The sequence below is a fragment of the Parabacteroides distasonis ATCC 8503 genome (assembly GCF_000012845.1).
Classification (GTDB): domain Bacteria; phylum Bacteroidota; class Bacteroidia; order Bacteroidales; family Tannerellaceae; genus Parabacteroides; species Parabacteroides distasonis.
Genome location: NC_009615.1, coordinates 4,539,975 through 4,563,654 on the forward strand (window position 1 = coordinate 4,539,975; position 23,680 = coordinate 4,563,654).

The 23,680-nt window shown below is 43.7% G+C and carries 24 protein-coding genes and 5 tRNA genes; 12 read left to right on the forward strand and 17 right to left on the reverse strand.

Annotated elements, in window-relative coordinates; translation table 11 throughout:
* Nucleotides 1–151 precede the first annotated feature (151 nt).
* Nucleotides 152–225 (forward strand) — tRNA-Arg (locus BDI_RS18590).
* 63 nt (nucleotides 226–288) lie between these two features.
* Here the strand turns inward: BDI_RS18590 and BDI_RS18595 are convergent.
* Together BDI_RS18595 and BDI_RS18600 are read right to left on the reverse strand one after the other, a co-directional pair.
* Nucleotides 289–711, reverse strand: coding sequence for a GNAT family N-acetyltransferase (locus BDI_RS18595; protein WP_005858943.1), 423 nt, complete (start codon nucleotides 709–711; stop codon nucleotides 289–291).
* Nucleotides 712–775: 64 nt separating this feature from the next.
* Nucleotides 776–1,354, reverse strand: a complete 579-nt coding sequence (locus BDI_RS18600; protein WP_005858942.1) for a Crp/Fnr family transcriptional regulator — start codon at nucleotides 1,352–1,354, stop codon at nucleotides 776–778.
* Nucleotides 1,355–1,763: 409 nt separating this feature from the next.
* Here BDI_RS18600 and BDI_RS18605 point away from each other — a divergent pair, with 409 nt between their 5' ends.
* The gene (locus BDI_RS18605) at nucleotides 1,764–2,201 is read left to right on the forward strand and encodes a DoxX family protein (protein ID WP_005858940.1); all 438 of its coding nucleotides are present in this window, start codon (nucleotides 1,764–1,766) and stop codon (nucleotides 2,199–2,201) included.
* Nucleotides 2,202–2,312: 111 nt separating this feature from the next.
* Here BDI_RS18605 and BDI_RS18610 read toward each other — a convergent pair.
* The 3 genes from BDI_RS18610 to BDI_RS18620 all read right to left on the reverse strand — a co-directional run bounded on the left by BDI_RS18610 (nucleotide 2,313) and on the right by BDI_RS18620 (nucleotide 2,604).
* Nucleotides 2,313–2,387: transfer RNA gene (locus tag BDI_RS18610), tRNA-Val, on the reverse strand.
* Between the two features lie 34 nt (nucleotides 2,388–2,421).
* Nucleotides 2,422–2,496: transfer RNA gene (locus BDI_RS18615), tRNA-Val, on the reverse strand.
* Nucleotides 2,497–2,529: 33 nt separating this feature from the next.
* Nucleotides 2,530–2,604 (reverse strand) — tRNA-Val (locus BDI_RS18620).
* 236 nt (nucleotides 2,605–2,840) lie between these two features.
* Here BDI_RS18620 and purB point away from each other — a divergent pair.
* The 3 genes from purB to asnS are packed head-to-tail and all read left to right on the forward strand — an operon-like array spanning nucleotide 2,841 to nucleotide 7,152.
* Entirely contained in the window at nucleotides 2,841–4,184 is a 1,344-nt protein-coding gene (gene purB, locus BDI_RS18625) for an adenylosuccinate lyase (protein WP_005858936.1), read from the forward strand.
* 59 nt (nucleotides 4,185–4,243) lie between these two features.
* Nucleotides 4,244–5,731 (forward strand): pseudouridine synthase, encoded by a 1,488-nt coding sequence (locus tag BDI_RS18630; protein ID WP_005858934.1) that lies wholly within the window; start codon nucleotides 4,244–4,246, stop codon nucleotides 5,729–5,731.
* Between the two features lie 14 nt (nucleotides 5,732–5,745).
* Entirely contained in the window at nucleotides 5,746–7,152 is a 1,407-nt protein-coding gene (gene asnS, locus BDI_RS18635; protein WP_012056148.1) for an asparagine--tRNA ligase, read from the forward strand.
* An 83-nt stretch (nucleotides 7,153–7,235) separates the two neighbouring features.
* Here the strand turns inward: asnS and BDI_RS18640 are convergent, their stop codons facing one another.
* The gene (locus BDI_RS18640; RefSeq protein ID WP_005858930.1) at nucleotides 7,236–7,706 is read right to left on the reverse strand and encodes an Lrp/AsnC family transcriptional regulator; all 471 of its coding nucleotides are present in this window, start codon (nucleotides 7,704–7,706) and stop codon (nucleotides 7,236–7,238) included.
* 144 nt (nucleotides 7,707–7,850) lie between these two features.
* Here BDI_RS18640 and BDI_RS18645 point away from each other — a divergent pair, with 144 nt between their 5' ends.
* Nucleotides 7,851–8,399, forward strand: coding sequence for a GNAT family N-acetyltransferase (locus BDI_RS18645; protein ID WP_005858928.1), 549 nt, complete (start codon nucleotides 7,851–7,853; stop codon nucleotides 8,397–8,399).
* Between the two features lie 52 nt (nucleotides 8,400–8,451).
* Here the strand turns inward: BDI_RS18645 and BDI_RS18650 are convergent, their stop codons facing one another.
* The 8 genes from BDI_RS18650 to BDI_RS18685 all read right to left on the reverse strand — a co-directional run bounded on the left by BDI_RS18650 (nucleotide 8,452) and on the right by BDI_RS18685 (nucleotide 13,623).
* Nucleotides 8,452–8,922 (reverse strand): ExbD/TolR family protein, encoded by a 471-nt coding sequence (locus BDI_RS18650; protein ID WP_005858926.1) that lies wholly within the window; start codon nucleotides 8,920–8,922, stop codon nucleotides 8,452–8,454.
* Nucleotides 8,922–9,512 (reverse strand): ExbD/TolR family protein, encoded by a 591-nt coding sequence (locus BDI_RS18655; RefSeq protein ID WP_005858924.1) that lies wholly within the window; start codon nucleotides 9,510–9,512, stop codon nucleotides 8,922–8,924. The genes BDI_RS18650 and BDI_RS18655 overlap by 1 nt, the downstream gene beginning before the upstream one ends.
* A 32-nt stretch (nucleotides 9,513–9,544) precedes the next feature.
* Nucleotides 9,545–10,018, reverse strand: coding sequence for a hypothetical protein (locus BDI_RS18660; RefSeq protein ID WP_005858922.1), 474 nt, complete (start codon nucleotides 10,016–10,018; stop codon nucleotides 9,545–9,547).
* Between the two features lie 9 nt (nucleotides 10,019–10,027).
* A complete protein-coding gene (locus BDI_RS18665) occupies nucleotides 10,028–10,771 on the reverse strand; it encodes a MotA/TolQ/ExbB proton channel family protein (RefSeq protein WP_008772636.1) in 744 nt (247 codons plus the stop codon).
* Nucleotides 10,772–10,851: 80 nt separating this feature from the next.
* Nucleotides 10,852–10,939: transfer RNA gene (locus BDI_RS18670), tRNA-Ser, on the reverse strand.
* A 147-nt stretch (nucleotides 10,940–11,086) separates the two neighbouring features.
* On the reverse strand, nucleotides 11,087–11,872 hold the full coding sequence (locus tag BDI_RS18675; protein ID WP_012056149.1) for a TatD family hydrolase: 786 nt from the start codon (nucleotides 11,870–11,872) through the stop codon (nucleotides 11,087–11,089).
* Between the two features lie 3 nt (nucleotides 11,873–11,875).
* Nucleotides 11,876–12,850: a polyprenyl synthetase family protein gene (locus tag BDI_RS18680; RefSeq protein WP_008779351.1), complete on the reverse strand. Its 975-nt coding sequence runs from the start codon at nucleotides 12,848–12,850 to the stop codon at nucleotides 11,876–11,878.
* A gap of 80 nt (nucleotides 12,851–12,930) precedes the next feature.
* Entirely contained in the window at nucleotides 12,931–13,623 is a 693-nt protein-coding gene (locus tag BDI_RS18685) for an energy transducer TonB (RefSeq protein ID WP_012056150.1), read from the reverse strand.
* A gap of 207 nt (nucleotides 13,624–13,830) precedes the next feature.
* On the opposite strand from BDI_RS18685, the gene porQ reads away from it, so the two are divergent.
* From porQ to BDI_RS18715, 6 genes are all read left to right on the forward strand, one after another.
* On the forward strand, nucleotides 13,831–14,841 hold the full coding sequence (gene porQ, locus BDI_RS18690) for a type IX secretion system protein PorQ (RefSeq protein WP_005858911.1): 1,011 nt from the start codon (nucleotides 13,831–13,833) through the stop codon (nucleotides 14,839–14,841).
* Between the two features lie 24 nt (nucleotides 14,842–14,865).
* Nucleotides 14,866–15,555, forward strand: a complete 690-nt coding sequence (cmk, locus tag BDI_RS18695) for a (d)CMP kinase (protein WP_005858908.1) — start codon at nucleotides 14,866–14,868, stop codon at nucleotides 15,553–15,555.
* A gap of 184 nt (nucleotides 15,556–15,739) precedes the next feature.
* Nucleotides 15,740–16,612 carry a 4-hydroxy-3-methylbut-2-enyl diphosphate reductase gene (locus tag BDI_RS18700; protein WP_009276154.1) on the forward strand — a complete coding sequence of 291 codons (873 nt, stop codon included), beginning with the start codon at nucleotides 15,740–15,742 and terminating at the stop codon, nucleotides 16,610–16,612.
* A gap of 97 nt (nucleotides 16,613–16,709) precedes the next feature.
* On the forward strand, nucleotides 16,710–17,690 hold the full coding sequence (pfkA, locus tag BDI_RS18705; protein WP_005858904.1) for a 6-phosphofructokinase: 981 nt from the start codon (nucleotides 16,710–16,712) through the stop codon (nucleotides 17,688–17,690).
* Nucleotides 17,691–17,771: 81 nt separating this feature from the next.
* A complete protein-coding gene (locus tag BDI_RS18710) occupies nucleotides 17,772–19,523 on the forward strand; it encodes a DUF6057 family protein (protein WP_012056151.1) in 1,752 nt (583 codons plus the stop codon).
* A 3-nt stretch (nucleotides 19,524–19,526) separates the two neighbouring features.
* Nucleotides 19,527–20,999, forward strand: coding sequence for a TolB family protein (locus BDI_RS18715; protein WP_012056152.1), 1,473 nt, complete (start codon nucleotides 19,527–19,529; stop codon nucleotides 20,997–20,999).
* Nucleotides 21,000–21,042: 43 nt separating this feature from the next.
* Here BDI_RS18715 and meaB read toward each other — a convergent pair whose 3' ends face one another.
* From meaB to BDI_RS18730, 3 genes are read right to left on the reverse strand one after another with little or no spacing between them, the layout of a single operon-like run.
* Nucleotides 21,043–22,140 carry a methylmalonyl Co-A mutase-associated GTPase MeaB gene (gene meaB, locus BDI_RS18720; protein WP_012056153.1) on the reverse strand — a complete coding sequence of 366 codons (1,098 nt, stop codon included), beginning with the start codon at nucleotides 22,138–22,140 and terminating at the stop codon, nucleotides 21,043–21,045.
* Between the two features lie 9 nt (nucleotides 22,141–22,149).
* Entirely contained in the window at nucleotides 22,150–23,259 is a 1,110-nt protein-coding gene (locus BDI_RS18725) for a DUF1573 domain-containing protein (protein WP_005858896.1), read from the reverse strand.
* A gap of 27 nt (nucleotides 23,260–23,286) precedes the next feature.
* The gene (locus BDI_RS18730; protein ID WP_005858893.1) at nucleotides 23,287–23,664 is read right to left on the reverse strand and encodes a DUF1573 domain-containing protein; all 378 of its coding nucleotides are present in this window, start codon (nucleotides 23,662–23,664) and stop codon (nucleotides 23,287–23,289) included.
* Nucleotides 23,665–23,680: the final 16 nt, after the last annotated feature.

The following is a 23,680-nucleotide window of genomic DNA, read 5'->3' on the forward strand; positions in this document are numbered from 1 at the left end:
ATGATTAATGGCAAAATAACAAGAATGTGATCGCTTTTATTTGCAAAATGGCAGAATAAGCAGAATACTTATATGCAAAATATCAAAAATAAAATATTTCTCTCCTGTATTTGCTAAACTAAGATATTATATGTACTTTTGCGCAGTCTTTGGCTCGGTAGCTTAGTTGAATAGAGCGTCAGATTCCGGTTCTGAAGGTCGTGGGTTTGAGTCCCACCCGGGTCACAAGAAATCCTTGGTAATCATTAGATTTCCAAGGATTTTTTGTTTATGTGATTTTAAGGAAAACTATAACCGCATGTGTAAAATAGGATATTCTTTACCTTCTCCGTCCAAATCAGACCTTTTGTATGTGTTAAAGCCTATATGTTTATAAAAACCGACAGCTTGATTATTTTGCTCATTCACATCGACTTTTGTTACTTGCAAATTATCTATGGCATAAGTGATTAATTTTTTTCCTATTCCTATACCTCGATAATTATTGTCAATGAATAACATTTCAAGATTTCCTTTTGCGATTCCCATAAATCCTACTAAGATTCCCTCTTGTTCAAATCCGAATAGAGTGACATGTTGAAAATATACTGGAAGTTGTTCCTTATAGTATAGAAAATCTTCCTCTTTAAGAAAATCATGTGTATTTAATACTGAACTTTCCCAGATTTCCATCAAACGTGGATGATCTGTAACTTTAATTTTTTTAATCATAATTGTAATTACTATTTAAAGCTACAAAGTTCGGAACTTTTACATTTAAAGCACTGAATCTAAGTTAAAAAATACGTTTACGGATTCTGCTTAGTGCTTGTGGTGTGATACCCAAATAAGAAGCTATATCTTTTAGCGGTATATAGTTTAGTGTAATGCCATATTCTTCAATCATCTGTAGATAATACTGTTCAGGGGAATATTTAATCAAGTCGATATTTCTTTTCAAGAGTTTATTCAGCAATATAGCATTCAAATCTTCAAATACAGTTTTTACCTTAGGTATAGCGGTGTATAGTTCATTTTCTTGTTTCTTGTCTATTCGGTAAATAACGCTATCTACAATTGTTTGCACATTAAACGCAGACTTTGTTTGTAATGTAAAAGATATGTTCGACATTGAGAACGTACCCTCTTTACAAAACCAAAAGATTTGTTCTTCTCCTTTATGATTTAATAGCCAACAACGTAATATTCCATCAAAAACGAAATAACTATACCTCTCTATTTCTCCTTCCTTGACCAAAAATGTACCTTTACTAATCAATATTCGTTCAAAATATTGGTCAAATAACTTAGATTCCTTCAAATTGAAAGTACTGGTGCTATAATTAAATCCTTTAAGTAGTTTTTCTAAAAGCATAGTCTAAATGTAATAATTCGTAATATACTTACTCATTTGATATATTCACTGTTACTCCTGTTCTCCTTAATTTAATTTCTCATATTCAGTGAAATATATTTTCGACTACAAACTTACGAAAAAACCGAAAGTTTTTATGTACGTTTATGATGGAGTTATTTAAGTAATGAAAGAACACGGAAAACAAAGGTAATTAGCATGTTGTTAAATTGTTATTCTTTTGAAGATGTATTATTTCAAGTCGTTGTATTATAATAAGGTAAATAGTGTTATGATAGTAGTGGCAAACGTTTTGCAAGGCGAAAGATAAGCCGCTTGTCAATTTCCGGAGCTTTTGCTGAACTAACCTTACTTCGTTTTTGTTTTATTACCAGAAAGATGAATTGATAAGATAAAAAATAGGGGAATTATGTCAGCATTTTACAAATTTCTTTTTCCAATGAAGCCGGATGGTACAGCTATATCGTTACTGTTGTTGGCGCTTCGTTTGTTATTTGGAGGTCTATTGCTTTCGCATGGGATACAGAAGTGGACGAATTTTGAGAGCATGTCCGCCGCATTTCCGGACCCACTGGGAGTTGGACATTCGGTTTCTCTAGGCTTGGCCATTTTTGGGGAGCTTTTTTGTTCGATTGGCTTTATTCTCGGTGCGCTCTATCGGTTGGCAATGATCCCGATGATTTTTACTATGGGAGTGGCTTTCTTCGTGATTCACGGGAATGATCCGTTTTCTTTGAAAGAGTTGGCGTTCGTTTACTTGGTCATTTTTATCTTGATGTATATAGCAGGACCTGGTAAGTTCTCGTTAGATCGTCTGATCGCTGTCCTCTTGTCGCAGAAGAGATAGGGAATTGTAGGGAAGTTAACTTGCTTTGGAAAAGTTTCTGGAACCTCGGGTAAACTCTCTGGTTCCTAAATAAAAAAAGACTGTCTGGAAGCCAAACAATCTTTTCTATTGTGGGCGTTGACGGATTCGAACCGCCGACCCTCTGCTTGTAAGGCAGATGCTCTGAACCAGCTGAGCTAAACGCCCGAAATTCTTTCGGTGAAAATAATAAATTTAAAAGTGGGCGTTGACGGATTCGAACCGCCGACCCTCTGCTTGTAAGGCAGATGCTCTGAACCAGCTGAGCTAAACGCCCGAAAATCTTTCGGTGAAATAATAAATTTAAAGGTGGGCGTTGACGGATTCGAACCGCCGACCCTCTGCTTGTAAGGCAGATGCTCTGAACCAGCTGAGCTAAACGCCCTTTAAACTTATTTTTTCGTTCGCTTTATCTCTCTAAAGCGCTGCAAAGATACGGCTTTTTTTATTACCACCAAACTTTTTGACGAAAAAATGTGGATGAATATGAATTTTGTTTGGATGTGGCTACGTAAGTGTCTGATGGTCCTAAAAACGGGGCATTTAGTTAAAAATAACGATTGCTTACCTTATTATTCAATGGAAAAGACTTAACTTTGCGACTCTATATTAATAATGTATATGGTATTATCGACACTGACTGCTATTTCGCCCGTGGATGGGCGATACAGGAATAAGGCTGAGAATCTGGCGGCTTATTTTTCAGAATACGCACTTATCAAGTATAGGGTGCGAGTTGAGATCGAGTATTTTATTACTCTATCTGAGTTTCTTCCGCAATTAAGCGAGTTAAATGCGGCGGAAGTAAAAAAGGGGCTCCGGAAAATTTATCAGGAGTTTACGGAGGAGGACGCTTTACGAGTGAAGGAGATCGAGAGTGTGACAAACCACGATGTGAAAGCGGTGGAGTACTTTATTAAGGAAAAAACAAATCATTTCCTTGCGGAGAAATACCACGAGTTTATTCATTTTGGATTGACTTCTCAGGATATTAATAACACATCTGTGCCTTTATCGATCAAGGACGCTTTGCAAGAGGTGTATTATCCGGGTTTGGAAGAGGTGATCGGCGCCTTGAAAAAATACGCCGAGGAATGGATGGATATTCCGATGTTGGCTAAGACACATGGGCAACCGGCATCTCCGACTCGTTTGGGTAAGGAGGTGATGGTCTTTGTTTACCGTTTGGAGCAACAGTTGGCATTGTTAAAGGCCGTTCCTATCTCCGCTAAATTCGGTGGGGCTACAGGAAACTTCAATGCGCATCATGTAGCGTATCCGGAATATGATTGGAGGGCATTCGGTAACAAGTTCGTTAGTGAGGTGTTAGGCTTGAAGCGTGAGGAGTGGACTACCCAGATCTCTAATTATGATAATCTGGCAGCGATCTTCGATGGCTTGAAGCGTATCAATACGATCTTGATCGACTTGAATCGTGACTTCTGGCAATATATCTCCATGGAGTATTTCAAGCAAAAGATCAAGGCGGGTGAGATCGGTTCGTCTGCTATGCCACATAAGGTGAACCCGATTGATTTCGAGAACGCTGAGGGTAATCTAGGGATCGCTAACGCTATTTTAGAGCATTTGGCTACGAAATTGCCGGTATCTCGTTTACAAAGAGACTTGACGGATTCTACCGTGTTGAGAAACGTAGGCGTGCCTTTGGCACATATAGAAATTGCCTTCAAGAGCTTAACAAAAGGCTTGGGTAAATTGTTATTGAACGAGAACGCCCTAAGTAGGGATTTGAATAATTGCTGGGCTGTGGTAGCCGAGGGTATCCAGACGGTCTTACGCCGTGAGGGTTATCCGAAGCCTTACGAGGCATTAAAAGCTTTGACACGTACGAACCAGACTGTTACGGAGCAATCTATCAAGGAGTTTATCGAAACCTTGAATGTTAGCGACCGGATTAAAGATGAATTAAGGGCTATAACGCCTCATAATTATACAGGAATTTAGTGATAATACAGGTAGCCGTGAGGCTACCAAGTTTTTAACCATTGTTTAATTTATAACAAATGAGTACAGAAGAAAGAGATGAATCTCAACCGCGTCCAAAAAAAGTGATACCAAGTATCAGACGGGAAAACACAGACCAAGAAGGTGAAAGAAGACCTTACAATCAGGGTTATAATAAACCTGAGGGTAGCTATGAACGTAGACCGTATCGGTCTTATGGAGAAAATAACCGTCCTTCATACGGGGATCGTCCGAGCCGTCCGCGTTCTTACGATAATAACCGTGAAGGCGGGTATGGCAACAACCGTGAGGGGGGCTATGGTAATAGTCGTCCATCTTATGGCAACAATCGCGATGGTGGGTATGGAAATAATCGCCCGTCTTATGGCAACAACCGTGAAGGTGGCTACAACAGCGGCCGCTCGTCTTATGGAAATAACCGCCCGTCATATGGGAATGGAGGAGGGCAATACAATCGTCCGTCTCGTCCTAATTATGATGGACCGGCAAAGGCTTATTCCGCTAGTCCTTCCGGAGAGGGAATGTCTGCGGATGGTATGAAGAAAAGAAGACCTAGAGTAGGTGATACCCGGGTTGATTACAATGATTCACGTTCAAGCGGCGGGGACGGTTACGCACCCAGACGTTCGTATGGTAACGATAACTCTTATGGCGGTAATCGTCAAGGGGGTGGTGGATATGGAAATAATCGCCGTCCTTCTTACAATAATAATCGCCGTTCCGGTGGAGGAGGTGGTTTCCAAAGACAGCAGGGTTACAACATGCGTCCGAAACAGATCAAGTATAAGGAAGTCTTGGCGGATCCGAACGAACCGATTCGTTTGAACAAATTCTTATCTAACGCTGGTGTTTGCTCTCGTCGTGAGGCGGATGAGTTTATCCAGAAAGGGGCTGTTAAGGTTAATGATGTCGTGGTAACGGAATTGGGTACTAAGATTACTCGTCAAGATGTTGTTACATTTAACGAGAAGCCGGTTCAGATCGAGAGCAAGGTGTATATCGTATTGAACAAGCCGAAGAATTGCGTAACGACTTCTGATGATCCTCAAGAACGCTTGACAGTAATGGATTTGGTGAAGAACGCTTGCCAAGAACGTATTTATCCGGTAGGCCGTTTGGACCGCAATACGACAGGTGTCTTGTTATTGACGAACGATGGTGATTTAGCTTCTAAATTGACTCACCCATCTTTCAAGAAGAAGAAGATCTACCATGTGTGGTTGGATAAGAACGTGGCTATCGAGGATATGGAGAAAATCGCCAACGGCCTTGAGCTTGAGGATGGGGAGATCCATGCGGACGCTATCAGCTATGCTAGCGAGGACGATAAGAGCCAAGTGGGTATCGAGATCCATTCCGGCCGTAACCGTATCGTGCGCCGTATTTTCGAATCGTTGGGATATCATGTGACGAAATTGGATCGTGTTTATTTCGCCGGTTTGACTAAGAAGAACTTAGGCCGCGGTAAATGGCGTTACTTAAATGAAAGGGAAGTGAACGCTCTTAGGATGGGAGCTTTCGAATAAAAAAAACGATACAGATGGAAACAATTAAACGAACAAAAATTGTAGACGTACTGAAAAGCGACGCTTTCGGTACTACCGTGAACGTGAAAGGATGGGTTCGCACCCGCCGTGGTAGCAAACAGGTGAATTTTATCGCCTTGAATGACGGTTCTACAATCAATAATGTTCAGATCGTTGTGGATGTAGATAAATTGGGTGATGAGTTCTTGAAACCGATTACCACGGGAGCTAGTATCAGCGTAAACGGTATCTTGACACAATCCCAAGGCAAGGGGCAAAGCGTGGAGATACAGGCTACCGAGATTGAGATCTTCGGTACGGCTGATCCAGCTACTTATCCGTTGCAGAAAAAGGGACACTCCATGGAGTTTTTACGTGAGATCGCTCACTTGCGTCCTCGTACGAATACATTTGGCGCGGTATTCCGTATTCGTCACAATATGGCTTACGCTATCCATAAGTTTTTCCATGATAGAGGCTTTTTCTATTTCCATACGCCGATCATCACGGCTTCCGACTGTGAGGGTGCCGGACAGATGTTCCAAGTTACTACCAAAAATTTGTACGACTTGAAAAAGGATGAGAATGGCTCTATCATTTATGAGGACGATTTCTTCGGCAAGCAGGCTAGCTTGACGGTTTCCGGACAGTTGGAGGGTGAGTTGGCAGCTACAGCCTTGGGACAGATTTATACGTTTGGCCCTACGTTCCGCGCTGAGAACTCAAATACGCCTCGTCATTTGGCGGAATTCTGGATGATTGAGCCGGAAGTCGCTTTTAATGATATCACGGACAATATGGAGTTGGCCGAGGAGTTCATTAAATATTGCGTACAATGGGCGTTGGATAACTGTATGGAGGATATCAAGTTCTTGAACGATATGTTCGATAAGGAATTGATCGCTCGTCTGGAAGGGGTCTTGAAAGACTCATTCGTTCGCTTGCCGTACACTGAAGGAATCAAGATATTGGAAGAGGCTGTCGCTAAAGGACATAAATTTGAGTTCCCTGTTTATTGGGGTGTAGACTTGGCTTCTGAGCATGAACGTTTCTTGGTGGAGGATCACTTCAAACGTCCGGTAATTTTAACGGATTACCCGAAAGAGATCAAGGCTTTCTATATGAAGCAAAACGAGGATGGAAAGACGGTGCGTGCCATGGACGTATTGTTCCCGAAGATCGGAGAGATCATCGGCGGTTCCGAGCGTGAGGCCGACTATGATAAGCTAATGACTCGTATTGATGAGTTGGGCATCCCGATGAAGGATATGTGGTGGTACTTAGATACTCGCCGTTTTGGTACGGTGCCTCACTCTGGTTTCGGTTTGGGCTTTGAGCGTCTTTTGCTGTTTGTTACAGGCATGGCAAATATACGTGACGTGATACCTTTCCCGCGTACACCGAATAATGCTGAGTTCTAATAGTGCTTAGTGATCATGATAAAAAGGGCCCGTAACCGGTTTCAACCGAATTACGGACCCTTTTCTTATATTAGCTTCCTTTATTAATCGTCGTCCAGATCAATAGGAATTTGTCTTTTGAATGCCTCCTTAAAGGATATGAGCGATTCGGTGCGAGCCAAGCCCAATGGTTGAAGCTTGTTGTGGATGATGCTTAGCAAATGCTGGTTGTTCTTTGCGTATATTTTTATAAACAGGTCGTATTGCCCCGTTGTATAATGGCATTCCACGACTTCCGGTATCTGCAACAGCGCTTCTGTAACGCTTGGAAATTGTCCGGGAGACTTTAGGAATAACCCCATATATGCGCAAGTTTCATACCCAACTTTTGTGTTATCCACGATGAATTCTGAGCCTTTGATAACCCCTAAATTAGTCAGCTTTTGTATGCGTTGATGAATAGCCGCTCCGGATACGTTACATTCCCTCGCTACTTCCAAAAATGGCATACGCGCATTGCCGATGATTAGTTTAAGTATCTTCTCGTCCAGTTCATCTAGTTGATGATGTGCCATATATTCAGTATATTTGTATTACTGTTAGATTATATCTTTCATATTTAATACAAATATAATGATAATCTTATAATCACCTAAAGATTATGTTAGATTATTTTGATTTTGTAAGCATTCTTTATTCAATTATTAAGTATTTTTTTTATGAGCGAAGATCATGTAATAATTAGTAAGCCTGTCCGGGAGATAGCCGATCCTTTATTGGATCTAGTAGAGAAAACATATACTAGTTCTTTCCCCGAGGAAGAGCGTCGTGATTTCTCTTTGGTACGTAAGCTTTTGGAGGAAGATAGCCGTTTCGAGATGTATGCCTTGCTACGGGATGGTATTTATGTGGGTTTCATTACGGGATGGCAATTTGAGGGCTTTGTTTATGCGGAGCATTTCGCGATCGACGAGTCCGCTCGTAACGGAGGAATCGGAGCGAAAGCAATGACAAGTTTTTTAGCTCTCCACGAAGATCCGGTTGTCTTAGAGGTAGAGATGCCGACAGAGGAGATGAGTAAACGTAGAATCGGTTTTTATGAACGTCTGGGGTTTGTCTTGGATCACCATGTATATTTCCAACCTCCATATCGTAGAGGAGAGGCGTTATTAGAAATGCGTTTGATGACTCATGGGGAACTTGATCTGGAGCGATCTTTTAAGCGAGTTAAGACCATTATTCACCAAAATGTCTATGGAGTGAAATAAAAAAGGCGGGATTCTATTTCCCGCCTTTTTTAGATATTCTATTTGTAGATCATTATTCGTCGACACGTTGAGCGGCAGAATAACTAATCTTTAATGCGTATGCTTCACGAAGAGCCTGCTTGATGTCTGTAATCGTTCCCATCTTGGTCTCTTTATCAGCCTTGATAGAAACCGTCATAAACGGCTGGTCCTCTTCCTTCATACTGGACTTTTCCTGTGCGATATAATCCTGAATTTCCGAAGTTTCCGCAAAAGCGTCATTTAATTGGATACGAGTTTCAGAACCCATCTTCGCTCTCAAATCTCTAGTCGGCTTACCGACATAGATAAATGTTACCAAAGATTTCTTCTCCAATTTTTGAAGCTCTGTAGCTTGTGGAGCATGGAACTCTACTTTCAATGTTACCTCACGCATAGATGTTACCATCATGATGAAGAACAAGAAAGCGAACACCAAGTCAGGTAATGATGATGTATTCAATTCGGGCATTTCACGACCGCCCGCTTTACTAAACTTTCCCATTACTTTTTACCTCCATAATTTTTAGGTTCAGCTTCTGATATCTTTTGCGGATAAATCTGCTGTACAGCTTTTTGTTGTTCTTCGTCCAAATCAGCGAAATTCTTACCGAATTTTTCCTTAGAAACCTTATTTCTCAATTCGTTATAAGCAGCCGCAATTTCATTCTGCACATCGATATAAGCTTGGTATTCGGTACCACGGTCATTCTGTAAAGAAATTACGTGGTTCTTCGTTACCATCATCTTTCCGAAGAATGGAACATCAGCCTCTACACGCTCAGGCTTATGTTCGTCATTATAAGGATTATCAATGAACTCTTTGATTCTTTCTTTCAATTGCTTGATATCGACAAATTGATCACCGCAGAGAATCTGGTTATTACTGTTGATCAATACAACCAACAAGTTTCTCTTTTTGATGTCAACATCGGTATCGTTCTTCTGATCTTTAGGTACAGGGGGCGGCAAACGTCTTGCCAAACCTTTATCTGTATCCATTGATGTAGTAATAAGGAAGAAGATAAGCAACATGAAAGCGATATCGGCCGAAGAAGAACCATTGATACCCGGTGTCTTTCTTTTCTTACCCATTTCTTTCTTGTTTTATCAGTTCGTTATTACTATTATTTACCCATGATTCTCTTTACAGAACCCCAAACTACACATGCTACGATCAGAACCAAAAGTACGATTGTAGACATGATCCACATATCTGTGATCTTTAACCAACCCGGAGTGTTGTAAACTTGAGAGTCTGCGTTCAAACCTGTTAAAGGAGTTGCGTCACCCATCGTGTAAGTGATGAACAAAACGGCAACGAAGCAAACCAATACAACCAAAGACATAATCGCTGATTTAGCGTTTGTCTTCAACAACGTCAAAAATTGCCAAACGGCAAACAACATTGTACTGATGATTGTCACGAAGAACAATACTGAAGTCCAGTTAATCAATAACCCGGTATAGATGGGCTCTTTCATTTCAGCGGCAGGGTCAACGACTCCACCCGCATAAAACATACCCAGAACAATAATACTGATAATAGAACTTATCAGTAAAGTCCAACTGGATATTTTTCTTATTTTAGTAACTGCCATAATTCGTTATTATTTTTTGAATTTGACGTTGTATTTGATAACCAAGTCAAGCAAAGAGATAGAAGCATCTTCCATTTGATTCAAGATAGCCTCCAATTTGCTTAACAAATAGTTATAGAATACCTGAAGGATCAAAGCAACAATCAAACCACCTACAGTAGTAATCAAGGCCACTTTCATACCACCTGCTACAACCGTCGGGCTGATATCACCAACTTGCTCGATTTTATCGAACGCCATGATCATACCTACTACAGTACCCAAGAATCCTAAAGACGGAGCCATTGCGATAAACAATGTGATCCAAGACATATTCTTTTCCAAAAGACCTCCTTGAACACCACCATAAGAAACGATAGATTTTTCTACAACGTCGATACCTTGGTCAATTCTCATCAATCCTTGGTAAGCGATAGAAGCGATAGGGCCTCTTGTGTCACGAGCGATAGCTTTAGCGCCTTCAACATCACCTTTGTCTAAAGCATCTTCGATACCCTTCAACAATTTGCTGGAATTTGTTTCAGCTAAGTTCAAGTAGATAATTCTCTCTAAGCAGAAAGCCAAACCGAAAATCAAAGCGATAGCAACCAAACTCATGAAGTCGGCACCACCTTCGATAAACTTTGTTTTTAATGCTTGATACATACCTCCTTCAACAGCTGTAGCTGCGTCTGCAGCGTCCTGCGCGAATGCTACGGTAGAAGTTCCAAGGGCACATAAACCCAAGAATGCTTTTGCAAATAACTTTTTCATTGTGTGTTTAATTTTTAAGATTAATAATTCTCTTATTTGTTTTTATTTTATTGTTAATTAATTCATGGTATTCTCCACCGCGGAGAGAGCGGGATTCGAACCCGCGAAACCCTTTAGGGGTTTACACGCTTTCCAGGCGTGCCTCTTCAACCACTCGAGCATCTCTCCAATTATTCGCCTAGCTTCTTCTAAAACGACCGCAAAATACGAAAAAATTCCCATATGCAATCTTTTCAGTGCACAAATCTATAGTTTTTGCTTGACATATACACAATATCCACGAAATAAATTTTGACTTCATTCGAAAAAAAGTGTCTATATGGGTTTATTTACGCTTTTAAACAATTCTAATGTGTTTTTTCGAGTAGCGTTTACGGTTTCCTCTAGCGTGAGGCCGAATGTTTCCGCCACTTTCTCGGCCGTCTTCCATATGTAAGTAGGCTCATTCCGTCTACCTCTGTAGGGGACTGGTGAAAGATAGGGTGCATCTGTTTCCAAGAGTATCTTTTTAAGATCCGTTTGCCGAATGACTTCGGACAGTTTTGAATTTTTAAAGGTAACAACTCCGTTTATCCCGATCTTGAAGGTGGGCAGTTTCTTTATTTCTTCCAGCTCTTCCGTTGTGCCGGTAAAACTATGAAATACGCCCTTAAGTCTTTCCGCTCCGACTTTATGTATGCATTCCAGAACTTCCGGATATGCGTCGCGGGTATGGATGGCTACGGGCAGGTTCAGATCGATGCTCCAACGCAGTTGTTCCTCGAAAACGATTTGTTGCTCCTTTAAATAAGTCTTATCCCAATATAGATCGATCCCGATTTCACCGATACCGCAATAAGTACGTTTAGATAGATAGGATTCCGTTTGTTTTAGGATATCGATATAATTGCTATCCACACTGGTCGGATGCAATCCCATCATGGGGAAAGCGAACTCTGGGTATCGATCGCATAAATCGTGCATTCTGTCAATCGTCGTCAGGTCTATGTTTGGCAGAAGCAGGGTGTCGATACCTGAGTCTTTTGCTTTTTGAGCCAGTTCGTCTTGCTCCGGATCGAAATCCTCCAGATATAAATGGCAATGTGTGTCTATTAACCTCATGGATTAGGATTGTCTATGCATTAAATGATCACAAACCTCTTTTAGGATCGTTAATTTTTCGGGGGCGACTTGTAAAGCTTTTAAGTTCTCTACGGATGCGTCGTAATAGGCTTGGATTTTATTTTCTGTTAATTGTTTTAGCTGCAATTCGTTGTAGATAGAGGTGAATGCCTGTATCTTTTGAGCCGGGTCGAATTCTTTTTTATCCATCCAGCTACGGAGAGCTTCCGCTTGTTCTTTATTGGCCAGTCTGAGAGCGTTGATCAATAAGAATGTTTTCTTGTTGCAAAGGATATCGCCGCCAATGTTTTTCCCGAAAGTGGCGGTGTCACCATATACATCTAGTAAATCATCTTGCAGTTGAAACGCTAGACCTATATTGATACCAAACGCATATAAGTTGCCTGCGTCTTCCTGTGAGGCACCTCCGAGTAGGGCACCCGTCTTAAGGGAGCAGGCCAGTAGTACGGCTGTCTTTAGCCGGATCATCTCGATGTATTCTTCCTCGCTCACATCCATGCGAGACTCGAATTCCATGTCGAATTGTTGGCCGCCACATATTTCCGCCGCGGTTTGCGTAAATAAATCCAACACTTGTTTAAGGTGGCCGTGTTCCGTTGATCCGATTAATTGATAAGCCGCTATTAGCATCGCGTCTCCGGAAAGAATCGCCGTATTGGCATTCCATACCTTGTGTACGGTAGGTTTGTTCCTTCTTTTATCAGCTTCATCCATCAGGTCGTCGTGCAGCAAGGTGAAGTTATGGAAAACTTCCAGACCTAAAGCGGGCTTGATCGCATTCTCTATACTATTATTATATATATTACATGCCATCAACGTTAACGCCGGACGTATTCTTTTTCCTCCGAGGGACAAGATGTACTCTATCGGCTCGTATAAGCTCTTGGGAGGATTGGTGAATTGTAGTTGAGAGATCTCGCTTTCTATTCTTTGAAGTATATTCTCGAATGCTAACATAGCTGTATCAATTAATGGAGTTATGAAATAAAAAAAGGCTGCGAAAATAAAGCAGCCTTTTTGATATGTTTAATGTTATACTATTGCAATCTGAACGTGATAGGCACAGTATACTTAACACGTACTGGTTTACCTCTCTTCTTACCCGGAGTCCATTTAGGCATGGTACCGATCACACGAAGAGCCTCTTTATCCAATGATGGGTCTACACCACGTAATACCTCAGCGTCTACTACTGATCCGTCTCGGTTAACCACGAATGCGCAGATTACACGACCTTGGATACCGTTTTCCTGTGCGATTACCGGATACTTGATTGATTTAGCGATAAACTTCAGCAACTCTGCGTCTCCACCCGGGAACTTCGGCATTTCCTCTACAACCGTAAAGATCTGCTGAGCGGATTCTTCTTCTTCCTCTACTACTGCAGGCGGTGTATAAACGGCTGTTTGAGCCTCTTGCTGATTATCCTCTGATGATAAGATATCTTGCTGTTCCAATTCAACGTCGTCTTCAACAACGTTCAAAACCTCGGTTACAACTGGTGCTGGAGGTGGTGGAGGTGGAGGAGGCGTATTCTCCGGTCTCGTGATTTCCACTTCTTCCTCGGCGATGATGTCTGCTACACCCTCGCTAGCCTGAACGACCATTACATCGCGGGTGCTCCATTCGAAGCCCACGAACAAGACAGCTAAGCCCACTACGAATCCCATCAGGATACTTAGAGACTTACCTCTCTCAAGGTCCGCTTTCGGTGATTTTTTAATTTCCATACGTTTATAATAATTTATAAGTGTTTTTCACTTCTGCAAAAATACAAATTATTTCATATATCAAACAAAAATGAGAGCGATAATATACCTTTTTGGCATTTTTCCCGTTTCTGTTAATGTGAAATCCGTATTTCTGAGATTTGCGGGTGTAAAGTAAAAACATTTTTCCGAATTAATGTATCTTTGAACGATTTTTTGCATGAAAATATGAGAAATAAACTATTTATACTGATTTTATTCGTTGTTACACTGTCTGTCTCAGCGCAAAACGGGAGCGAGGCGTATACTTTCTTACGTTTTCCGACCTCGACCCGGGCTAACGCCTTGGGTGGGCATACCGTGGCGTTGGTAGAAAGAGACCCTTCGCTTATCTTCCATAATCCGGCCTTGCTAGGTGCGGAGATGGATGGGATGATCAACTTGAATTATATGAATTACATCTCGGATATCAACGTAGGAAGTGCCTTGTTCACGAAAGCGCATGGCGAGAAAGGGGCTTGGGGCGTAGGCGCTACGTTTATAAGCTATGGCGATATCAAGGAGGTGTTACCGGATAACGTCGTGACCGGAGCGAGCCTGTCGGCGAAAGATATCAGCGTGAACGGTTTTTACTCCCGTGACTTGAATGAGCGTTGGCGGGGTGGATTATCGTTGAAGTTCTTGTATTCGGGGCTGGCTGATTATACCTCTATCGGTTTATGCGTGGATGCGGGATTGAGTTATTATAATTCGGATAAGGGCTTTTCCTTTGGTTTCGCCTTGAAGAATATCGGCGCGCAACTGAAAGCTTACGAGGATGAGCGACAAAAGATGCCTTGGGATATCCAGATGGGTATCACGCAGAAAATGGCGCATGCCCCGATTCGTTTTTCTTTGACGGCCCAATACTTGAACCGTTGGAAGTTCGATTATATCGATAATACGGATAAAGAGTATGACGGGGATTCTTTCGTTAAGACGTTGGCGAAGCATTTTATCATCGGCGTGGATTTTATCCCGTCCGAGAACTTTTGGGTGGGCGTAGGATTCAATCCGAAGGTTAATATGGATATGAAGTTGAAAGGCGGGGGAAGTTTCTCTGGTTTCTCGGCGGGCGCAGGTGTAAGGATCAAGATGTTTGACGTGGGCTTCTCGCTGGCGAAATATCATCCGTCCGCCATGTCGATGATGATTAGCGTATCTACGACCTTGGCCGATTTTAAGAAGGTGACAGAATAAATCTATACATTAATATATATATATATGAAGAAAATAGTTATCGCTATAGACGGCCACTCTTCCAGTGGCAAAAGTACTATGGCAAAAGATCTTGCCAAGGAGATCGGATATACGTATATCGATACGGGTGCCATGTATCGGGCCGTGACTTTGTATTGCATCCAGCATGGATTTTTTGAGGGAGAGAAGATTAAGGAGGAAGAGCTGAAGGCTTCTATCCATGATATCGATATTTCATTTCGTTTGAATGCGGAGACCGGTCGGCCGGATACCTATTTGAACGGTGTGAATGTAGAGAAAGAGATCCGTGGTATGGAAGTGGCGGATAAAGTGAGTCCGGTAGCCACTCTAGGCTTTGTGCGCCGTGCGTTGGTCGCTAAGCAACAAGAGATGGGAAAGGCGAAAGGCATCGTGATGGATGGCCGTGATATCGGTACGGTCGTATTCCCGGATGCGGAGTTGAAGCTTTTCGTGACGGCCTCGCCGGAGGTACGTGCCAAGCGCCGGGTCGATGAGCTGGAGGCGAAAGGGATCCCCGCTTCTTACGAGGAAGTGCTGGAGAATGTGAAGAAGCGGGATTATATAGATTCAACCCGGGAGGAAAGTCCTTTGAGACAAGCTGATGATGCCTTGGTATTGGATAATTCCCATATGACCTTGGAAGAGCAAAAGGCTTGGTTGCTGGAACAATATCATAAAGCGATCGGTTCATAAACGAGTGCTTGGAGTTTCCTATAAAGAAAACTTTTGTCTCTTCGAATGAAAACTATAGTTTCGTTACTAGGAAACAAAAGTTTCTCTTAGGGAAAACTCTAGTTTTGTTATGAAGAAACTATAGTTTCTTGTGATTGAAAATTAAGAAAACTGTAAGTGCTTGTTTGTTAATGATATTATAGATATGATAGAAGTCGAGATAGATAAAGATTCCGGATTCTGTTTTGGGGTTGTCACCGCCATAGAGAGCGCTGAGCGGGAGCTGGGAAATACGGATACGCTGTATTGCCTAGGCGATATCGTTCATAACAGTTTGGAGGTGGAGCGGTTGGAGCATATGGGGCTGCATACGATCGACCATGAGGGACTTTCAAGGTTGAGAGACCGGAAGGTGTTGCTCCGGGCGCATGGCGAGCCACCTTCTACCTATGCTTTAGCGAAGCGAAACAATATCACGATTATAGACGCTACTTGCCCGGTTGTCTTGCGTTTGCAGCGCAAGATCCATAAATGTTATCAAGAGACCCGGGCGAATAACACCCAGTTGGTTATCTATGGGAAGAAAGGCCATGCGGAGGTGAATGGCTTGGTGGGGCAGACGGAGGGCACGGCGATTGTCATCGAGAAAATAGAAGACCTCGATCGTCTGGACTTTACCCGTGCGATCAGTCTGTTTTCCCAAACCACGAAGTCCTTGGATGGATTCAAGGCGGTAGTGGCGGAGATCAAGCAGCGGATGGCGGAAGGGGTGGAGTTTAATTATTACGATACGATTTGCCGTCAGGTGGCGAATCGTCTTCCGAATATAAAAGCGTTCGCCTCCAGCCACGATTGGGTCTATTTTGTGGCCGGTCGTAAAAGTTCCAACGGAAAGATGCTGTTCGAGGAGTGCCGGAAAGCGAACCCGAATACGCTTTTTATTTCCGAGGTATCAGAGATTACCGAGCCTTTGCCCGAGGGCGTGCGCCGGGTCGGGGTTTGTGGCGCTACATCCACTCCCAAGTGGTTGATGGAGGAAGTGGCGGTCCGGATCAAGGAACTGAATGCTTCGGAATGATATTTTGATTAAGATTACGTGAACTTTCCGGGAGAAAGACAGAAGGATAACTAAATATTTACTACTTTTGCCGGAGAACATTAAAATCAATGACGCTATGTCTACAGTAAAGTGTGTTGGTATTTTAACGTCCGGAGGTGATGCCCCGGGAATGAATGCCGCTATTCGTGCGGTAACACGTTCCGCTATTTATAACGGAATGAGAGTGAAAGGTATTTACCGTGGTTACAAAGGGTTGATCCTAGATGAGATTGAAGAGTTTAAGACACAAAATGTCAGTAATATAATTCAGCGCGGCGGAACAATCCTTAAGACCGCCCGTTGCGTGGAGTTCAAGACTCCCGAGGGACGAAAACAGGCCTATGATAAGTTGCAAGAGCATGGGATCGATGCCTTGATCGCTATCGGTGGTGACGGAACGTTGACGGGAGCGCGTATTTTCGCTCAGGAGTTTAATTTCCCGATCGTAGGATTGCCGGGTACGATTGATAATGACTTGTATGGCACGGATACGACGATCGGTTATGATACGGCCTTGAACACGATCATGGAATGCGTGGATAAGATCCGTGATACGGCTACCTCGCATGATCGTCTATTTTTTGTGGAGGTCATGGGGCGCGACGCCGGTTTCTTGGCGTTGAACGGAGCGATCGCTTCTGGTGCCGAAGCCGCTATTATCCCGGAAATCTCCTTGGAGAAAGATCAATTGGCCGAGATGATCGAGAATGGATTCCGTAAGTCCAAGAACAGTAGTATCGTATTGGTTGCCGAAAGTGAGGTAACCGGTGGCGCTATGGGTGTCGCTGAGCGTGTGAAGAAGGAATATCCGCAGTTCGATGTGCGTGTCTCTATTTTAGGTCACTTGCAGCGTGGTGGTTCTCCTACGGCACAAGACCGGATCTTGGCGACTCGTATGGGTGTGGCCGCGATCGATGCCTTGTTGGATGACCAGCGTAACGTGATGATGGGTATCCAGAACGACCAGATCGTCTATGTACCGTTCTCTAAAGCGATCAAGAATGATAAGCCTATTAACCGGGATTTGTTGAACACGCTCCGTGTTTCTTCAATCTAAATAAGGCATATATTTATACGAATAGGAACCCGGATGTAGCGATTGCGTACATCCGGGTTTTTATTTGAAGAACCTGATATCATGAAGAAGTATAGCGGCGTGGCCTTGCATGTAATCGTATTTGTCTTTCTGTTTATCTTCTTGAGGATATTCAGTGAGTACCACTTTTATTGTGTCGAGCAGAACCAGTTATTCCAGTTGACTCCCATTTTTATTATCGATAAGTTAATGCAACCGGGAGGTTTAGCGATGGTTCTTTCCGGTTGTTTGGTGCAGTTCTTCATTCTCCCGAATGTGGGAGCTATGATAACGGCGGCCCTGCTGACAGGCCTAGGGGCCTTGTTCTGGGCGATCTTGAGGCGGATCGATCCGCGAAGCCATGGTATTTTATGGGCTTGGCTTCCCGTCCTATCCTTGTTGTTTGTGCAATGGGATTTTAATTACAGGTTTCAAGGAACGGTAGCCTTCGGTATGATGCTGCTTGCTTTATATCTCGTTTTAGGGATAAGGAATTTCATACCTCGTTTGATAGCAAGTCTGTTTGCCTCCCTGTTACTCTTTGGGTTGGCCGGGCCGGTCTCTTTGTTGTTTGCCTTGTCCATGATGGGATACGAGGCCATGAGCCGGACGCCCCGTTGGTATTATTCCGTGATTTTACCGATGATCGTGTTGATCTTGGGTGAATTATGTGTGCGTTACTCGGTGATCGGAGAATACCGCTTTGTCTTTTTACCGGATAGTTATTATTATTTCCGTTTGGTGCCGGATAAGGTAATTTATTTCTCATGGATCGCTTTCTATGCGGCGCTGGTTGTAACCTGCCTCTGTAAAAACAAGGAATCATGGGCTGGTAAAAAGCGTCTAGCGCTGGGAATCTCCCAATTCATTATCTTAGGGCTTATCTTCTGGAAAGGCTTCGATCTATATGGCGAACAGAAATCATACCGCTTGAAGATGATGGACTATTTTACCCGGACAGAGCAATGGGACCGGATCTTGGTATCATGCAAGGAACCGACCACTAATCAACTCTATTTATGTTACCAAAATATGGCTTTGGCCCGGAAAGGTATTCTGGCGGATGAGGCGTTTAAGTACACGCAGCACGGGCCTCGTGGATTAATGGTGGCATGGAATAAATCGACTACCATATCCGCCTTGCTGAGTGATGTTTATTTTACGATGGGAAATGTCGCCGCGGCTCAAGAGATGGCTTTCGAGAGTAATATCGGCGCTTTATGTGATGGAAATCCCCGCATGACGCAACGTTTGGTGCAAACGAACTTGATTTATGGAGCCTATCCGGTCGCGGAGAAATATATCGCTGTCTTAGAGAATACTTTCTATTATAAGGATTGGGCCAAAGCGCAGCGGAAATTCCTGTATAATGATGAGGCGGTCGAGACAGATCCTCTATTGGGGAATATGCGCAGGAACCTGCTAGCTGAGAATCATCTGATCCAGATGGATGGATTCGACACGGACTTGATTCGCTTGGCGGAGCAGAATCCTTCCAATAAAGCCGCTTTCCACTATGCCGGCGTATTCTATCTTTTAGCAAAAGATGTGACGCGCTTTAAGACGTTGGTGGAAACCTATTACGGAACGGATTTACTCCCTTCTTTACCGGTCTCTTTTCAAGAGGCGGTCATCATCCTATCGGAGAAAGATCCGGATTACTGGAAACGTTTCGGTGTCTCGGAATCTATCGTAGGGCGATTCACCGATTATAAGAGGCAAGTGCTCGCTGGGCGGAATAATAGTAATGCGCTACCCGGTTTGATGTATCGCTCTTATGGCGATACGTATTGGTATTATTATATGTTTAAATAGGAGATGAGAAAAATGTATATAATAAGATGTATATGTCTGTGGATGATTCTGGGCTTGATGGCTTGTTCCGGTCCGGTACGTATACAGAAGAATCTGGAAGTCAAGCCGGAGATCTTTCCGGATTATGTGGATGTGACAATCCCGCCGAATATAGCTCCCTTGAATTTTAAGCTGAAAGACGCTTGCGCTGAGGCCCGTGCCATTCTCGAATGTGGCCCGGAGAAATTAGAGATCAAGACCGGGAAAGACGCTTGTTTTGTGATCCCGGCCTCCGGTTGGAAAAGGCTGTTGCGTGCCGCTTCCGGGAATCATCTGAATGTAACCGTACAAGCCTTCGTGAATGATGAATGGATCGCGTATGCCCCCTTCATCATCAAGGTGGCGAAGGAGCCGGTCGATGGTTGGTTGGCTTATCGTTTAATCGAACCGGGCTATGAGCTGTGGAACCGTATGGGTATCTATCAACGTAACTTGGAAAATTATACGGAGAACGCGATCATCGAAAATAAGATGAGCGGCAATAACTGTATGAACTGCCATTCTTTCTGTATGCAGAATCCGGAGAAAATGCTTTTCCATATGCGTGAGACCTACTCTTGTACCTTATTGATCGATGGAGATAGGGTGGAGAAGCTGAATACGAAGACCGATCAGACCCTTTCTCCGCTAGTCTATCCTTCTTGGCATCCTTCCGGAAAATATGTCGCTTTCTCTGTGAATAAAACCAAGCAAGCGTTTCATATGAACGATAGGAATCGGGTGGAGGTATTCGACTCGGCCTCGGATGTGGTCGTCTATGATACGCAAAAGCATGAGATCGTGACTTCTCCGCTGTTGTCTTCAGAGGGAGCGTTCGAGACTTTCCCTACATTTTCCCCGGATGGAAATACGCTCTATTTCTGTTCGGCTAAAGCCCGTACGATGCCCAAGGAATACGATCAAGTGAGATACGATCTATGCTCAGTCTCGTTCGATCCCGCTACACGCCGTTTCGGGACGGTAGTCGATACTTTATATAAGGCATCGGAGATCGATAAAAGCGTTTCTTTTCCCCGGGTTTCCCCGGATGGAAAGTATTTGCTCTATACCTTGTCCGGTTATGGGAATTTCTCTATTTGGCATAAGGATGCCGATTTGTACATGATTGATTTATCGACTCTGCGAAGTTATCCATTGGAGGCGGTGAATAGCGACGATGTGGAAAGCTATCATTCATGGAGTAGCGATAGCCGTTGGATCGTGTTTAGCAGCCGGCGGATGGATGGTTTGTATACAAGACCGTTTATCGCTTATATCGATGAGAAAGGACAGGCTTGCAAACCTTTCCTGTTACCCCAGAAGGATACGGATTTTTATTTTCGCTTTATGAAATCCTACAATATACCTGAATTCATCACAGGAGAGGTAAAGAGACAAGGACGCACGTTGGCCGTGAAAGCGAAAGAAGATAAAGGAATTGATGTAAGGTTCAAGTGAAAAAGAGTGTCGCATGATCCGATCGTGCGACATTCTTATACTTTTATTTCGTAGCGATATGATCCAAGAATAGATCAATCATTCGTTTGGCTGCCACGAAAGAGCTGATCTCGTTGTTCAAGACTTGCTTCTCTGTTTGTTCCAGCATGCCTTCTACCGCCGGGTTATGATAGAACTTATCCCGCAACGTGTCGTTGATGCTTTCGTACATCCAGTATTTAGCTTGCTCGTTACGTTTGTAATCGAAGTAGCCGTTCTTTTTGGTGAACTCCATGTACTCTCCGACCATATCCCATATTTCTTTGATACCTATGTTGTAATAACCGGAATAAGTCAATACTTTCGGGAACCAACCTGATTCCGAAGGTGGGAAAAGATGCAAGGCGTTCCGGAATTGAGCGGCGGCGAGATTCGCCTTATCGATATTGTCTCCATCCGCCTTATTGATAATAATACCGTCCGCCATTTCCATGATACCTCGTTTGATACCCTGCAACTCATCTCCGGTACCGGCCAATTGAATCAACAGGAAGAAGTCCACCATCGAATGTACGGCCGTCTCGCTTTGTCCGACACCCACGGTCTCTACGAATACGGTATCGAAACCGGCGGCCTCGCATAATACGATCGTCTCACGGGTCTTACGGGCGACCCCCCCTAAGGAGCCTGCGGATGGTGAAGGACGGATAAAGGCGTTTTTCTCTCTCGACAAGGCCTCCATACGAGTCTTATCTCCTAGGATACTACCTTTCGAGCGTTCGCTACTCGGGTCGATCGCTAGTACGGCAAGCTTACGCCCTTGGTTGATCAAGTGCATACCGAAAGAGTCGATAGAGGTACTCTTTCCCGCTCCGGGAACACCCGTAATACCGATACGAACCGATTTCCCGGCGAAAGGCAAACATTTCTCGATAATCTCCTGCGCCACCTGTTGGTGCTCATGCTTGGAGCTTTCCACCAAGGTAACTGCTTGACTGAGTATCGTGATATTCCCTTTTAAGATACCTTCCACGAATTCGGAAGGCGTATATACCTTGCGTTGGACACGCTTTTTTATATAAGGATTTACGGTAGGGACATCCGCAATGCCCTTATTCACTTTCAATCCCTTGTACTGATCATCGTTTTCTGGATGTTCCATATCAATCTATTATTTGTATGCCGTCACCTTGATCAAGCGGATAGGCCCGTTCGGGTCGTTGCATACGACATTAATAAGTGCTTCAAGTTTTGTCTTTATCTCTTTCGGTCGCAAGGTTACTTTGAAAGTAGCGGTCGCTCCCGGTTTAAGTTCTTTCTTGCCGCCGGACAAATCGACACGCTCATCATCACAAGTGACGCTGTAGATCGTGAGCGGAGTCTTTCCGGCATTCGTAATCTCAAACGTACCCGATACCTTACCACCGATCAACGGAACGATACTTTTCTTGTTCGGTAGCTTGCCGAATTCCAGTAAAGTGCCGGATAATTCCGCTATCGGGGCTTGGGCTTTATCCGCAGCGGATAGTTTGCTGAAATTATCGATCACGTTGGCGGAGATCTGGATCTCTCCGGATACTTCCTTCTTTCCGGCGCTCTGTATCATGATCGGCAAAAGCGTAGAGACTCGTCCTTTCCGCTTCAGGACCTTGGCATCCATAAGGATCGTAATGGCACCGACCTCGTCCGGTTGAAGGGTAGCCGGGTTCACCTGTACGTTAAGGTAGTGAGGTACTTTACCCAGATGAATCGTAGCCGAGGTCTTTCCCTCGTTCTTAATGTTGATCTTCTCGCCCAACGTTTCCTCCGGACGGATACTGCTGAATAGAACAGTCTTCGTATGCAGCTTCAGATCACCGATAGAATAAGGATACGTAAAGACCGGCTGCGAAGGTTTCGGGGTGACATTTCCCTTAATGGCTAGGCTGTAACTCCCTTTCTTCCCATTGCTGAATATCGATACGGTTTTATAAAACGGGCCGGGGCGTCCTTTCGGATTATACGTTATCTTAACTTCACCGGTCTTACCGGGAGCGATCGGCGACTTAGTCCATTCTGGCCGTGTACAACCGCATGACGCAGTAACACGGGTAATGACCAAAGGGGCGTCTCCCGTATTCTTTATCGTGAAAGTATGACTGGCGAATCCATCGGCCTCGGCTATTGTCCCGAAATTATAAGTCAACTCGTCCGACAAGATTTGGGCGCCTTGTTGTGCCCAAGCTGTCGTTATAGATATAATTGCTGTAAGAGCAAGGATCAACCTTTTTATATTCAGCATTCCAATTGGGGGTTTTTTACGTATTTCTTATTCAACCTCTCCCCGGATGTTCATGATGAAGCTTCCGGTTTTCCCGTTACTGTATACGGAAATGGTCTTCGTGAAAGGACCCGGACGTCCTGCCGGATCGAAAGTAACCTTGATCTGGGCTTTCTTACCCGGAGCTACCGGTTCTTTCGGCCATTCCGGGGTCGTACATCCGCAAGACGCGATTACACGTGTAATGACCAGAGGCATATCGCCCGTATTGGATACTTCAAACGTATGGGATACTTTTCCGTCCGCTTCCTTGATGGTACCGAAGTCGAAACTGGTTGTTTCCGCGGAAATAACTGCTTTCTTCTGAGCCGAAGCCATTCCTGTCGCTAACAGGATCGCCATGAAAATAAAAACTATTTGTTTCATCTTATCGTTTAGTTTT